The following is a 14,051-nucleotide window of genomic DNA, read 5'->3' as shown; positions in this document are numbered from 1 at the left end:
AAAAAAGATGGATAAGTTCTTTAATCCACCTTTTTTCTACATAAATAAAATTACCATATTTAATTTATAAAAAACTATTTCTTAATCTAAGCTATGAAGTTATATGAAAATATCACACACTCTACCTTATTTTTTTAAAACTATTGTTTAATCTATTCACATATACTCTCTTCAACAATTTCAACTTCAATATCCTCTTTGCCTAAACTCTTATTTTTATATGACTTTTCAGATAAAGCTCTTAAAACAAGACCTAAAGCCATAAGAATAACAGGTCCACCATAAGTTTTTATTATTAAAATGGTTGCCTCTTTCCCTGAGCTTCCAACAATGTCTTGAAGGCCAGCACCAAAGAATCCAGCACAAGAAAGCACTAAAGCTATTCCTGCGACTGTGTATGCTAAGGCATCACTTTTAAAAAATTTAAAGTCTAAATCTTTATTGTGTTTTCTAAAGGATATAAATGCACATATTAATACTACATATGGAACCACAACTGCTAGAGATGATAAATCTGTTAATAATTTAAAGAAATCATTAATTGATCCTATTCCTAATAAAGGTATTGATATTAATACTACTAAAATTGCACATTGTGTCCATAAAGCATTTACTAAAGTTCCATCTTTTCTCTTATTAGTTAAGAAACTTGGAAATGTTCCCTTTGGAACTTCTCCAAACATGGCTCTTATTGGTGATTCCATCCAAATTATATAGGCTGCTATTGATGTTATTAAGTTAATAGCTGCATATACTTGTACTATAACCTTACCATTTATTCCAAAATTATTAGCTAATATATAATATACAACGTAACCGGCATCTTGAATTCCTGCCTTTTGTAAAACTTCTGGTGATGCTATAAACTGTATAGCTACAGAACCTAAAATGTATGAGAATGCTATTAAAGCTGTTGCAATTATCATAGCCTTTGGAAATGTCTTTTTAGGATTTTCAGTTTGCATTATATAAGTACCTGCAACTTCTGATCCTGACACTGCAAATAATAACCATGAGAATGTAGAAAAATAACTCACATTAAAATCAGGAATTACATTTTGAACTGTAAATTCTGTTGCAGAAGGTGTTCCCATGAAATATCCCACTATTGCCATTAATATAAAGATAACAGTTGCCCCTAAAGTAAATTGTCCTCCAAAGTCAGCAAGTTTTGAAAACTTACTTACCCCTATGGTGGCTATATATGTCATTGCTATACATATTACAATTGATAAAATAGGTAATAAATATGCATTAGAATCAGTAAATACATTTCTTCCAAGTATTGCCCATGATGCAGCTACTGGTATTCTTGAAAAAACCATTTGTAAGTAAAATAATATTCCTATGAAATAAGTCCAAGTCCCTACAAAAGCCCATTTCTCTCCTAAAGATTTATTTATCCATGAATATATTCCACCCTCTTTATCTCTATTTGCTGAAGCCATTTCTGCTATTATTCCACATAAAGGTAAGAAATAAAGAATAGATACTATTACCCACGATGGAATAGCTGCTGGCCCTAAATACACAGCATTACTTGCTATATTACCAAACCCAAATGTTGGTACGAAAATAAGCATTACCAATGCCCATAACTTTATTTTTTTATCCTTTCCCATTTTAAACTCTCCTTAGCTTACATTTTTAAATTTAATTTAATATTTGTTAATTTATTATTCATATTTAATATGTTAAAATTATACTACTAACATAATAAATATACAATATATTTTTTGAATAAAAATGCATAAACTATGCATATTTATTTATGAAATCGTTATTTTAGATTCGAATACTTAGTATATTAAGGATTTTCATATATAATAGATTTTTCTTCATGCACAATTTATACAAAATACTGCATAATTTTAAAGTGGAAAATAATAATAAATATATTTAAAAGACTCTTTCAATATTGAAAGAGTCTTTTAAATATATTATGAAAAATTCCTTTTTAAAATAATTTAATTGGGTATATAAAAAATTATTTTAAACTAATCTTTTAATTTAAGTTATTGGGTATTTATAACTTAATTATTTCATTTATCCGATTTACATATATTAATTTTTACTGTTGTTTGTTTATTAAGTTTATATAAAAAGTCTATTGTATTTATGCCTTTTATTATTTGCTAGCTCTAATTATTAGAGCTAGCACTTATTATATTTTTAATTATTTTTTTACTATAAAGCTAATCTTTTATTAGAATGCAGCTTTGAATATTTCAACGATGTCTCTTTCGTTACCTTTTCTTGGGTTACTGAATGCATTACCATCTTTAAGAGCCATTTCAGCCATGTATCCGAAGTCTTCTTCTTTTACTCCCATGTCTCTTAATTTTGCTGGTATTCCGATATCAGTTGATAATCTGAACATTGCATCTATAGCTTTTTGAGCAGCGTCCATTACTGATAATCCTTCTATGTTTTCTCCCATGAATTCAGCTATATCAGCGAATTTTTGTGGGTTAGATATTAAGTTGTATTTACATACGTGTGGTAATAACATAGCGTTAGCTACTCCGTGAGGCATGTCATATAATCCACCTAATTGGTGAGCCATAGCATGTACATATCCTAAGTTAGCATTGTTGAATGCCATACCAGCTAATAATGATCCATAAGCCATGTTTTCTCTAGCTACTAAGTTTTCTCCTAAAGCAACAGCTTGTCTTAAGTTGCTTGATATTAATTTTATAGCTTGTATTGCAGCAGCATCTGTTACAGGGTTAGCATCTTTTGATACGTATGCTTCTACAGCATGAGTTAAAGCGTCCATTCCTGTTGCAGCTGTTAATCCTGCTGGTTTTCCAACCATTAACATTGGGTCATTGATTGAAACTAAAGGTAAGTTTCTCCAGCTTACTATAACGAATTTAACTTTAGTTTTAGTGTTTGTTATAACACAGTGTCTAGTTACTTCACTTGCAGTTCCAGCTGTAGTATTTACTGCTACTATTGGAGGAAGTGGATTTGTTAAAGTTTCTATTCCAGCATAGTCATAAAGATCTCCTTCGTGAGTTGCAGCTATACCTATTCCTTTACCACAATCATGTGAGCTTCCTCCACCAACTGTAACGATCATATCACAGTTTTCGTCTTGGAATATTTTTAAACCATCTTTAACGTTTGTATCTTTTGGGTTTGGTTCAACTCCATCATAATAAGCAACTTCGATTCCTGCTTCTTTTAGGTATTTTTCAGTTAATTCAACTGCTCCACCTTTTAATCCTCTTAAGAATTTATCTGTAACTATTAAAGCTTTCTTTCCACCTAATATTTTACATCTTTCACCAACTACTGATATTGAGTTAGCTCCCATAAAGTTTACACTTGGTACTAAATAATCGTACATTCTCATTTCATTTTCCTCCATTTTCAAACATTTTATATCTATTAAAATATATTTTAAATATTTAATCTATTATATAGGTTAAATACTATTAGCTTTTTATTACTTATTGTTAAAGCAATCTACTGCTGCTTGTGCTATAGCCATATCTTCTTCAACTGTTCCACCACTTACACCAACAGCTCCTACAACTTTTCCATCAACTATAATTGGGAATCCACCACCAAATGGTACTATTCTACAATTGTTTGTTAATTGAAGACCATAAAGGCTTTGTCCTGGTTGAACGCATTCTGCAATTTCATGACTTCCTTGCTTTAAACATGCAGCTGTATAAGCTTTGTTTATAGCTATATCAATACTTGTTAAAAATGCATCTTCCATTCTGTGCATAAGCATTAAATTAGCACCAGCATCAACTGCTGCAAATATAACTGGAACATTCATTTCACAAGCTTTAGCTTCAGCAGCTTTAGCCATTTCTTTAACTATTTCTAAGCTTAATTCTTTTACATCATTTAATTTTTTCATATTTTTCTCCTCCTTTAGGTTAATTATTTTTCTTCATAATATCTTGCTAATGCAAATAAAGTATCTGATAATCTATTTATATATTTTTTAATTTCTTCTCTTAATGGCTGTACTTCGTTTAAAGCAGTCATTATTCTTTCTCCTCTTCTAGCTACAGTTCTAGCTACATGAAGAGTTGCTGAAGGTTTATTTTTACCTGGTATAACAAAGGCAGTTAAAGGCCCTGCTATGCCCATGTATTTATCTATTAATTTTTCTAAATACTCTATATGCTCTAATTGGATTTTATCTTTTAAAAGCTCAAGTCCTTTTTCATCACTAGCAAGCTCGGCTCCTAACATGAACAATTCCTTTTGTATTTTATTAAGTATTTCCTTCTCTTCTTCATCAGTTAATTCAGCATAAGCAAGACCTATGAAAGATATTAATTCATCTATTGTTCCATAAGCATCTACTCTTAAATCACATTTATCTACTCTACTTCCTCCGAAAAGAGAAGTTGTTCCTTTATCACCAGTTTTAGTGTAAATATTCATGTTAAACACCTCTTCAATTTAAATATTTTTTAAAGGCATCCCCTTAACTAATCTTGCTCCATTAGCTCCTAAACTTCTTAAACAGGTATTTCCTTTTTCTAAGTTTATAAAGAATAAAGGTTCTTCTTCCTTTAACTTATTAATAGTTAAACTTACATCACCTTTACTATTAACTCCTATTCCAACTGAAAGTTTGGAATCATTGGCAGCTAAATTAGCAAGTTCCTTAGCATCATTTAAATCTTTATTTTTTAATATGAAAGGGATTCCTTCTTCTTCTATTCCCCATAGAATTTCTTCTATATCCACTTCATTTATTCCTAAAGAACAATATACAAATATGCTTGGATGATTATAATCCTTAATCATTTTCCTTGACACCCTTTCTGTCAAAGGCTAATACTAATCCAGTTGCAACTGCATTTCTTGGACCTTCACATCCTCTTATATTTCCTCTTCCTGCAACTACTCCATAATGAGATAAAGCATCTGTTACTAATTCAGGAACCTCAAAGTCTAATGATGATCCTCCAACTAAAACAACGAATTCTATATCTCTTATATTTCCTGTAGGTGAAACACTTTTTAATGCTCTTAAACAGTTAATTACAAAAACTCTTTCCTTAGCAGTTTTTCTAACATTTTTAATCTTTTCTAAAGAATTCTGTCCATCTACCGGAATAAGCATTCCCTCTTTAATAATTACAATCTTAGCAAAAACTGAAGAATCTAAAGGTTTTTCAAAGAACTCTACAGTTCCATCTTCATGTCTTATATGGAACAAACTCTCAACCTTAGCTAAAGGATATTTCTTTATATCCTCTGCAAGTCCAAAGTCTTCTATACCTAATTCTGATTTAATAAGCATAGTTACCATGTTTCCTGCACCAGCTAAATGTATTGATGTTATTTTACCTTCTTTATTTATAATAGAAGCATCTGTAGATCCAGCTCCCATATCTAAAATAGCTAAAGGAGTATTTGTACCTGGAGTTGTTAAGGCTCCTCTTATTGCCATGTCAGCTTCTACTCCACCAACTTCTACTGGAACACCTAACTTTTCTTCAAGTTTATTAGCTATTATTTGCATTTGAAGTTTATGAGCTTTAACCATTGCTGCTATTCCAACAGCATTCTCCATTGAAAACTCTTTTGCAAGTCCACCCTTAACCTTTTGAGGGATAAAAGTATCTACTGCTAATAAATCCTGAATCTTTATATCTGAAATGCTTTGATTAGTTAAATCAGCCATAACTTGTCTAACTTTTTCAAGCATTCCTCCAACATTAGAACCAGCATCTCCTCTTAAATCTTCTATTGGAGAACAAAGGCTAACAGCCTCCATTATTTTATCTGCTCCCTCTTCAACATCCACAGACTCTTTTCTTCTCATTCCTGTTATATTAATCTTACCAGCTGGTATTTTCTTTTCCTTAACATCCCCTTGAGGAGTTTTTATTACAACAGCTGATCTATTTCCTATTAAGGCTCTTGATACAGGAACAATCATTTTTGTCTCTTCTGGACTTAAGTCAAAAACAGTAGCTATTCCATATGGATTTGATAGCTGTCTTATTACTGAACCTTGTGGTGCTACTTCAACAGCTGCTTTCATATCTACAGGAACCTTTTCTAAAAGAGAAACTTCATCAACTATAGGTATTTTTTTATCTAATCTGTTATTGATTAATACTCCATCATCCTTTTGAACAATGGCAGCAGTTATATTAATACCTCTTCTAGTTGCTTGATTTATTCTAAATACAGCCTCTAAAAAACTTATATTTCCTAAAACCAATGGAATAAAAGCATTATCTTCCTCTTTGATTTCATTAATATTTAAAGTTTCTAAAGTTTCTAATCTTATAGTTTTACCTATTCCTACACCTAATCCTCCTGGAGTAGACGGGTTATGTCCTATCATTGTTGATTCAGTTATTATTGTTTCAGTTATTGTTTCCATAGCAACATCCCCTATAACAGGTGCTGCTTCGTTAATTCTAACTAAATCTAAATCTTCTAAAGTTAAGTTAGCTTTCTTTAAAGCTTGGTTTAAAGAAGCTATTACCCCACTTATATTTTCTTCCGTTCCTTTGATTCCTGTAGTGGGAATTATCCCACTAGACAGAAATTCAACATTATTTTCATAAACCTTACCTAAAGCAGTTTCTGTAGAAGAGTTTCCTATATCAATTCCTGCTATGATTTTCATCTTTTCACCTCTGATTTTACTCTTCTATTCTTAATTTATTTCTAGTTTCATATACTTCAGCTGCTTCTCTAACAAAATCAGCATTAACTTTAGCATCATATTTTGTTTCAAGTTCATCAGCTATTTTGAATAAATCTTCTTTTGTTGAACGATATGGTCTTAAAGCATTGTACATCTCTAATATTCTATCGTCTGGAACTCTTATAAGCTCCGCAGCTCTTCTAAAGTTTCTAGCTATAGCATCTCTGTTCATGCTTTCAGCTATTTGAGCTTGCATTTCTAAAGTTTCTGGTGAAATTCTTATATCATCTGCATTGATTTCTCCACTTAAAACTTTTTCTAAAGTTATATCTTCTAAAGCTTTTCCTGTAGGAGTTTTTATATCTCCTTTTCTCTTAGAAGTTAAAGGATAATCTGCAGCAGTCATTCTCTTATTTTCCATGATTTCAATCCTTTCTAAATTAAAACTTAACTTCTAATTGAACTGGCTTTTTACCTGGTTCAACGTGTTTAGTTTCTTTTATGTGTAGTAAAGCTGCCTTTGCCATGAATTTAGGTCTAACCATTTGGTCATTTTTTACTGGTACTGGTGTTGGTGACTCACCTTTAGCATATTTAGCAGCATTTTTTCCGATTAATCTATATGTTTCTGGAGTTAAAAGCGGAGCTTGTGAGAATAATTCTAAGTTATTTAATGGTAATAAATCTTTTTGATGTATTACTGTAGTACCTTTTGATTGTATTCCTATACCTATTCCTGATCCACTTAAACAAGCTGCATCATGAGCTATAAAAGATACATCAGATGTTCTTAAAATTCTAACTACTCTTGCATGTAATCCTTCTTCTTCGATACCTGCTATGATTTCAAGTAAAGTTTCAGTATGAGGAACATCTACTATTGTTTTATTTTGATATTTTAAAAATGCAGGTGCTAATCCTATAACAACTTCATCTGATCTTAAACCAACCTTAGCTTCTCCAACTTCTTCAACTGTTATTTCTGGTATAAAAGTTCTTTCTTCCATTGTCATTCTCCCCCTACTCTATATCCTCTGGTCTCATTACTGTAGGAACTTTTTTGATTTCTTCCCATCTTTGACCATCTAGTCTATATCCTGTTCCAGGTCCCATATAGTCATTTACATCATTAACAGCACTTATAACATTGAAATCTTTATCTAAAATTGCTGAAGTTTGAAGATAATCTCCAGTAACTCTTTGCTTAAGCATGTTTAATAAGTTGTTTGCTATATCTTCCATACCATTTTTGCTTAAAGCTTTTATTATATCTAATCCTGTTATTCTTCTTTCTAACATTTCTTCTGCAGCTTTTAAGTCTTCAACTACATTTCTGTTTGGCATTTCCTTACTTCCATGACAGTAAGTTGCAGCTTCTACTTCTTCATCAGTAACTTCTGGGAATCCTAATTCTCTAAAGATTATTTGTATGCATTTAGCTGCTTTATTTCTAACCTTTATAGTTTCTTCTTCTGTAACTGGTCTTAATCCACCGTCAACTTTTAAGTCTCTTTGAAGTATGTTGTAATCATCAAAGTCTTCTGCATCAAAGTTTGATCCAGCAAACATGTTATCGTAGTTTGGAACTGCACTATATCCTGAGAATATGAAGTCTGTTCCTGGAAGCATTTGCATTAACATTCTTGCTGTTCTTCTTATGTCTGAATGTGAGAATGTTTGGTCATTTGCTGATGCAACCTCTATATCAAGCATTGCAGCTATTAAGTTTTCTCCAAGAACTGCTCTTATTCCTGATGGAACTGCTCCTGTCATACCTATACAACTAACTGCACCATTTTGTAAGCCTTGAACTCCAGCTCCCTTAGTTATATATATACATCTTGATTCTAAGTAAAGCATTGATCTACCTTCTGAGTATCCCATTAATGCTTCTGAACCTGAACCTGATGTAAATCTCATCTTAAGTCCTCTTGAAGCATAAGCTGATGCTAAGAATGCTTTTGACCATGGAGTATCATCTCCATCTGTAAATACTGATTCTGTTCCATAAACTGAAACTGTTTCTGCATAACTTGTAAGTCCTCTCATTCCTAGGTCAAGTTCAGTAGCTTCCTCAACTGCACATTGAGTTAAAACTCCTCCTCTACCTACTTGTGAACCTACTAAGATAGCTAATGCATTAAAAGGTGCATATCTAACTATACCTACTGTAGTTTCTTGCTCTGCAAATCCTCTTAAAGCAGCCTCTGCAGCATCTGCTGCTATTTGAACTGGGTTGTCTTTTACGTTAGTAACGTGACATTGGTTAGCAGGTGTTCTTCTTGCTCTCATTTTTTGAAGAGCCATCATCATTTCAACAACGTTCATTTCTTGAATAACTTCTACAGCCTTCATTGGTGTTATTGAAGTAGTGATTTTTACTATTTCATCTCTACTAACATTTATATCAACTAATCTTCTTGCTATTTCTTTAGATGAAAGTTTCATAGATGCTTCTGCGTCTTCTATATTTATAGCGTACTCTGCTATAAATTTATCTATCATATCAAACTCATCTCTTGATCTGCCGTCTAATTCAGTAATTATTCCATTTTCTATTTTTATTGATGATTTTGGATCATTTGGACTATCTAAAGCTATTAAGCCTTCATCAGCCCACTCTCCTATAAGTCCATCTTGGTTTACAGGACGTTCTGATAATACTTGGAATCTTTTAGATTTCACTTTAACGTCTCCTCACTTTCAAATTCAAATTCGTTTGTTAATTTTTTGTCTATGTCTAGATTTTAATATAATTTTAATCAAATTCCATTGGAAAATCTTCATGTGTTATGTTAAATTTTTGTCGTATTTTAAATAAAAAAATAGGATTATTTTAACTCTACCTGCGTAAAAATTAAAATAATCCTATTTGTATGTCATTTTTTTAATATATTTATTGATTTATAACTATATTTTCCTATAAAAGTTGCTTTATTTATAACAATATATTATCTTATATTATTTTTTTCTTCTGTAACATTTCTCACAAAAATCTTATGTTTGTTAATTTAATAATTAATTATTCTTCTCTAAAGGCCTTAGGAGTTAAGCCTGTTATCTTTTTGAATACCCTTATAAAATACCCACAATCATCAAAGCCTAAGTCTAAGGATATATTTATTATAGGGTCTTTACTTTCTTTTAAAAGTTTCTTTGCTCTTTCTACCTTTTTCTCATTTATATATGTTATTACGGTTTTACCAGTTTCCTTTTTAAAAACCCTACTAAAATACCCTGGGCTTAAATTACAGATTGAAGCTAATTCTTCTAACTTCAGCATTTTATCCATATTGTCATCAATATACTTAGAAACCTTATCTACTATTTTCTCTTCATTTGTTAAGTTTCTATCTAGAGTCTTTTCATCACTATGACTTTTTACTCCTAATTCTATATTCTTATTTTCAATCTTATCCATAATATTATCAACAATTTCCATTAGTTTATCTGGTTTTATTGGTTTTATTATGTAGTCCGATCCTCCTAACACTAAAACTTTGTGTATAAACTCAAAATCATCATATGCTGTAAGCATTATTATTTCCTTGTTAGGATTTTCATTTTTTATAAGCTCTAAGGCTTTAATTCCATTTATTCCTGGCATCTTTATATCCATTATTATTATATCTGGATTAAATTCTCTATTTAATTCTAAAGCTTCTTTTCCATTTTTTGCTTCAATAATTTCTTTAACTCTTACATTCTTTTTTAATATAGAGGTTAAAACTCTTCTTTCTAATTGTTCATCATCAGCAACCATTATGCTAAACACAAAAATACACTTCCTTTATTTAAAGTTTTCTAGGTATTATAATTTCTACTTTAGTACCTTTTTTAACTTTACTATCTATATTTATACTATATTCTTCACCATAATAATGAAACATTCTCTTATTTACATTATTTATGCCGACTTTATCTAAATCTAGTTTATCTCTACTTTTTATTTCATTTCTAATTTCGCAGAGTTTTTCAACTGATATTCCAACACCATCATCAGAAATAGTAATAATCATATCATCTCCTCTACTCTTAATTGATAGGTTTATGGTTCCCCCCTGTTCTTTTTCCTCAATCCCATGCAAAACTGCATTCTCAACAAAAACTTGAAGTGCCATAAATGGAATTTGTACATTTGAATCCTCTTCATCAAAATCTATATTATATTGTATTCTTTCACCAAAACGAACCTTTTGAATTTCTAAATATGCCTTAACATGATTTATTTCTTCACTAAGTCTTACAATTTTATTAGCTTTCTTTAAAGTGTACCTTAAAATATACGACAAATTATAAATTACTTCTTGAGTTTTAGGGGCATCCTCTATAATTGCTAAAGATGCTATGCTATTTAATACATTAAATAAAAAATGTGGGTTTATTTGAGATTGAAGAGCTTTTAGCTGACAAGCTTTGTATTCCTCTTCAAGTTCTAACTTACTTCTCTCTGCTCTTGCAATTTCTATATTTTTTGTATAAATCTCATTTTGAGTTCTTTTAAGTAAGGCTTCCTCAACAATGTAATTGCTTACATGAGACATCATCTCTGAAACAGCTTTTATTTTATCAAAACTAAGAACTGGTATTTTTTCATATGCATCAATAATTTTATCTTTTATCTCTGAATCATATTCTAACTCCTTAGTCAAAACAGCTTCTAATTCATGATCATCTGCATCCATCAATAAAACTTGTCCTACCATAACTGCCCCTAGATATTGTCCATCAATTATTATTGGAACAGCCACATCCACAAGACCTCTATGACATTTATATATGTAAAAACTTCCCTCTCTAGCAGCTTCTAATCCACCTCTTGAATCACATTTTTCACATAATTTCGAGAACTCTTTTTGTTCTCTTATTAATCTACAAAACTCACTACATCTACTATGCTTAGTAACTGGTATTCCTTTGTAATCTACTGTAATCATAGCAAACTCAGTTGCTTTAGCTATATCATCTTGTATTTTTTGAAAGGAATTAACATCTAAAATCTCTCTAATATCTAATAAATTTGCCATATTTCCTCCTCTTAAGAGCTTTAATAATATACACACTATATTTTACTATAAAAAAATAATACTTAAAAACATAATATTAAATAACGTATTTTTAAAGTTATAAGAAATTTATCATTTATAATTAAAAAAAATTATTATCTATATTGATCTATAGATAATAATTTTAAACTTATTTACCTTGGTTTATTAAAATATATTTACATAAACTAAGGCTCCACATATTGCTCCTATTATTGGTGCAACTATAGGAATCCAAGCATATTCCCATTTAGAACTTCCTTTTCTAGGAATCGGAAGTAAGAAGTGTGCTAATCTTGGACCAAAATCTCTAGCTGGATTTATTGCATATCCTGTTGGACCACCTAAGCTTAATCCTATAGCCCATATTAAGCATCCTATTATAATTACTTTAACACCATAATCTATATTTTGTGCTCCTATTCCTAATACAGCAAAAGTTAAAACAAAAGTTCCTATAAACTCTGTTAAGAAGTTTATTTTATGATCTTCTATTTCTGGAATAGTACAAAATACTCCTAATTTTGAATTTTGATCTTCTGTTTCTTCAAAATGATTATAGTAAGTTATATAAACAACAACTGCTCCTAAAAAAGCTCCTAAAAGTTGTGCAATTATATAAGGAATAACTTGAGACCATGTAAATTGGCCAACTATAGCTAATGCTATTGTTAATGCTGGATTAAATAATGCTCCACTTACACTAGTAAAAATAGCTGCTGGTATAGCAACTGCTAAAGCCCATCCAGTAGTTATAACTATCCATCCTGAGCTATTTCCCTTTGTTTTCTTTAAAACTACGTTTGCAACAACACCATCACCAAGTATGATAAGTAGCATTGTTCCTATTAATTCTGCTAATAATGATGCCATAAATTATACTCCCTCTATATTTATGACACAAATACAATTCTTTTTAATAAACATTTAATATTCTTTTAACAACAATTATACTATAATACACATGTTAAAAAATAGTCAAGCTTATAATTGAAAATTTCTTTTATTTTTAATAATTTTGTTAATTTGACTAAAAAACACTTTCTATTACAAGAAAATTTATCCATGTAAATATTTTAAATTAGTTAAATTTTCAACATTTTAATGTTCTTTTTCTTTTAAACTTTCTGAAATCTCATTTAACTTATTTTCTATTCTCTCTAATCTATTAAATGACTTTATTATATGTCTTACTATTTTAACTACTACATATGCAATTAAAATTATTAAAGATAGGTTTAATAAAGTAGCAAATATTCTAAAAAAATCTAATTCCATTTTACTCCTCCAGTTTACTCTTTTATTTATATTAATATTCTAATTAATTTTTATGATTTTTTCAAATTTATAAAATTTGTACCATGATAAGAAAATTTATACAATAAATAGACAAGGGATTATATCAAATACTTATATTAAAATTTATAAGTTATTTTGATACAATCCCTTGTATTTTATATATTTAAAACTTGTCCAGTAGAAATATACTCTATTTTATCTTGTAACTTTTCCTCTAGCATTTTAAATGCTCTCATTCCTGTGCAGTGACAAGTATAAAACTTAGTATTTCTTTTATTTAAGTTATCTCCTAAAGTATTTATGAATAAATCACTTTCACTTATTCCTGTGCTAGGATTAAAAATATGGAAACCACTTATAACATAGTCTAAATCTTTTCCTATTATAACCTCTGCCTTATCAATTATATTTCTTATGTCATTATGAGCACAACCACCCATTAGTACATTCTTATTATTTTCTGTTATTATAAGACTTTGTTCATGTACAAAATCATCTTCTAAGTACATACCATCTACTCTTTTATAAAGGACCTTATTAAATTTAGATACTTTATGTCTATTTTCTACTACTGAAAATAAATATAACTCATCATCTATTTTCATATCTCCCTCTGTCAATATTATTCTTGGATTTTTCTTTAATTCTTTATCTAATCCTATATACTTTTTGAAAATTCCTGCCATACTATAATACTCATTGAAAGCATCTTTGTGTATATAAACCTTAGCTTTATTATTTATTTTTAAAAATTCTTCTAACCCACCACCATGATCATTATGACCATGAGATATTACTACAATATCAACTTCTTCTAAGTTTATATTTAACTTCTTTGCATTTGTTAAAAATGTATTTTTAGGCCCTAAATCAAAAAGTATATTATGTTTTTCTGTTTCTATATGAAATGATAAGCCATGCTTATTTTCATATTCATCTGATATTTTTGTGTTTTCTACTAATGTAGTTATTCTCAATTTACTCACTCCTCTTGTATCTCAAACTGCCTTTATACTAAAAACAACTAAAATAAACTATAAAAATATTAAAAA

Annotated in this window: 14 protein-coding genes; all 14 read right to left on the bottom strand. The window is 29.8% G+C overall.

Annotation, left to right across the window (positions count from 1 at the left end; translation table 11 throughout):
* Positions 1-152: 152 nt before the first annotated feature.
* The 14 genes from CPF_RS05790 to CPF_RS05730 all read right to left on the bottom strand — a co-directional run bounded on the left by CPF_RS05790 (position 153) and on the right by CPF_RS05730 (position 13,976).
* Positions 153-1,622 (bottom strand): amino acid permease, encoded by a 1,470-nt coding sequence (locus CPF_RS05790; RefSeq protein ID WP_003456207.1) that lies wholly within the window; start codon positions 1,620-1,622, stop codon positions 153-155.
* 584 nt (positions 1,623-2,206) lie between these two features.
* The gene (gene dhaT / locus CPF_RS05785) at positions 2,207-3,364 is read right to left on the bottom strand and encodes a 1,3-propanediol dehydrogenase (RefSeq protein ID WP_003451991.1); all 1,158 of its coding nucleotides are present in this window, start codon (positions 3,362-3,364) and stop codon (positions 2,207-2,209) included.
* A 93-nt stretch (positions 3,365-3,457) separates the two neighbouring features.
* Positions 3,458-3,886, bottom strand: a complete 429-nt coding sequence (locus CPF_RS05780; RefSeq protein ID WP_003451873.1) for a GlcG/HbpS family heme-binding protein — start codon at positions 3,884-3,886, stop codon at positions 3,458-3,460.
* A 23-nt stretch (positions 3,887-3,909) separates the two neighbouring features.
* Positions 3,910-4,422: a cob(I)yrinic acid a,c-diamide adenosyltransferase gene (locus CPF_RS05775; RefSeq protein ID WP_003451906.1), complete on the bottom strand. Its 513-nt coding sequence runs from the start codon at positions 4,420-4,422 to the stop codon at positions 3,910-3,912.
* A gap of 18 nt (positions 4,423-4,440) precedes the next feature.
* Complete coding sequence (locus tag CPF_RS05770; protein WP_003451934.1) at positions 4,441-4,791, bottom strand: glycerol dehydratase reactivase beta/small subunit family protein; 351 nt, start codon at positions 4,789-4,791, stop codon at positions 4,441-4,443.
* Positions 4,784-6,634 carry a diol dehydratase reactivase subunit alpha gene (locus tag CPF_RS05765; protein WP_003456360.1) on the bottom strand — a complete coding sequence of 617 codons (1,851 nt, stop codon included), beginning with the start codon at positions 6,632-6,634 and terminating at the stop codon, positions 4,784-4,786. The genes CPF_RS05770 and CPF_RS05765 overlap by 8 nt, the downstream gene beginning before the upstream one ends.
* A 16-nt stretch (positions 6,635-6,650) precedes the next feature.
* Positions 6,651-7,076, bottom strand: a complete 426-nt coding sequence (locus CPF_RS05760) for a diol dehydratase small subunit (RefSeq protein WP_003451918.1) — start codon at positions 7,074-7,076, stop codon at positions 6,651-6,653.
* Positions 7,077-7,095: 19 nt separating this feature from the next.
* On the bottom strand, positions 7,096-7,662 hold the full coding sequence (locus tag CPF_RS05755) for a propanediol/glycerol family dehydratase medium subunit (RefSeq protein WP_003451972.1): 567 nt from the start codon (positions 7,660-7,662) through the stop codon (positions 7,096-7,098).
* A gap of 13 nt (positions 7,663-7,675) precedes the next feature.
* The gene (locus CPF_RS05750) at positions 7,676-9,340 is read right to left on the bottom strand and encodes a propanediol/glycerol family dehydratase large subunit (RefSeq protein ID WP_003451947.1); all 1,665 of its coding nucleotides are present in this window, start codon (positions 9,338-9,340) and stop codon (positions 7,676-7,678) included.
* A gap of 337 nt (positions 9,341-9,677) precedes the next feature.
* Positions 9,678-10,430 (bottom strand): response regulator transcription factor, encoded by a 753-nt coding sequence (locus CPF_RS05745; RefSeq protein ID WP_003451987.1) that lies wholly within the window; start codon positions 10,428-10,430, stop codon positions 9,678-9,680.
* A gap of 19 nt (positions 10,431-10,449) precedes the next feature.
* A complete protein-coding gene (locus CPF_RS05740; RefSeq protein ID WP_003477608.1) occupies positions 10,450-11,682 on the bottom strand; it encodes a sensor histidine kinase in 1,233 nt (410 codons plus the stop codon).
* A gap of 186 nt (positions 11,683-11,868) precedes the next feature.
* Positions 11,869-12,573, bottom strand: coding sequence for an MIP/aquaporin family protein (locus CPF_RS05735; RefSeq protein WP_003463638.1), 705 nt, complete (start codon positions 12,571-12,573; stop codon positions 11,869-11,871).
* Positions 12,574-12,801: 228 nt separating this feature from the next.
* Entirely contained in the window at positions 12,802-12,978 is a 177-nt protein-coding gene (locus CPF_RS14965) for a hypothetical protein (protein ID WP_011590603.1), read from the bottom strand.
* A 176-nt stretch (positions 12,979-13,154) separates the two neighbouring features.
* A complete protein-coding gene (locus CPF_RS05730) occupies positions 13,155-13,976 on the bottom strand; it encodes an MBL fold metallo-hydrolase (protein ID WP_041702653.1) in 822 nt (273 codons plus the stop codon).
* Positions 13,977-14,051 lie beyond the last annotated feature (75 nt).

This window comes from Clostridium perfringens ATCC 13124, assembly GCF_000013285.1.
Classification (GTDB): Bacteria; Bacillota; Clostridia; order Clostridiales; family Clostridiaceae; genus Sarcina; species Sarcina perfringens.
Note: the sequence above shows the minus strand (reverse complement) of the source record. Positions and strands in the feature narration are given on the sequence as shown.

What these genes read in the sequence shown, in the direction of transcription:
- CPF_RS05765 (WP_003456360.1), bottom strand. Translation starts at nt 6,634, where the DNA reads ATGAAAATCATAGCAGGAATTGATATAGGAAACTCTTCTACAGAAACT.
- dhaT (WP_003451991.1), bottom strand. Translation starts at nt 3,364, where the DNA reads ATGAGAATGTACGATTATTTAGTACCAAGTGTAAACTTTATGGGAGCT.
- CPF_RS05740 (WP_003477608.1), bottom strand. Translation starts at nt 11,682, where the DNA reads ATGGCAAATTTATTAGATATTAGAGAGATTTTAGATGTTAATTCCTTT.
- CPF_RS05735 (WP_003463638.1), bottom strand. Translation starts at nt 12,573, where the DNA reads ATGGCATCATTATTAGCAGAATTAATAGGAACAATGCTACTTATCATA.
- CPF_RS05760 (WP_003451918.1), bottom strand. Translation starts at nt 7,076, where the DNA reads ATGGAAAATAAGAGAATGACTGCTGCAGATTATCCTTTAACTTCTAAG.
- CPF_RS05790 (WP_003456207.1), bottom strand. Translation starts at nt 1,622, where the DNA reads ATGGGAAAGGATAAAAAAATAAAGTTATGGGCATTGGTAATGCTTATT.
- CPF_RS14965 (WP_011590603.1), bottom strand. Translation starts at nt 12,978, where the DNA reads ATGGAATTAGATTTTTTTAGAATATTTGCTACTTTATTAAACCTATCT.
- CPF_RS05775 (WP_003451906.1), bottom strand. Translation starts at nt 4,422, where the DNA reads ATGAATATTTACACTAAAACTGGTGATAAAGGAACAACTTCTCTTTTC.
- CPF_RS05755 (WP_003451972.1), bottom strand. Translation starts at nt 7,662, where the DNA reads ATGGAAGAAAGAACTTTTATACCAGAAATAACAGTTGAAGAAGTTGGA.
- CPF_RS05770 (WP_003451934.1), bottom strand. Translation starts at nt 4,791, where the DNA reads ATGATTAAGGATTATAATCATCCAAGCATATTTGTATATTGTTCTTTA.
- CPF_RS05780 (WP_003451873.1), bottom strand. Translation starts at nt 3,886, where the DNA reads ATGAAAAAATTAAATGATGTAAAAGAATTAAGCTTAGAAATAGTTAAA.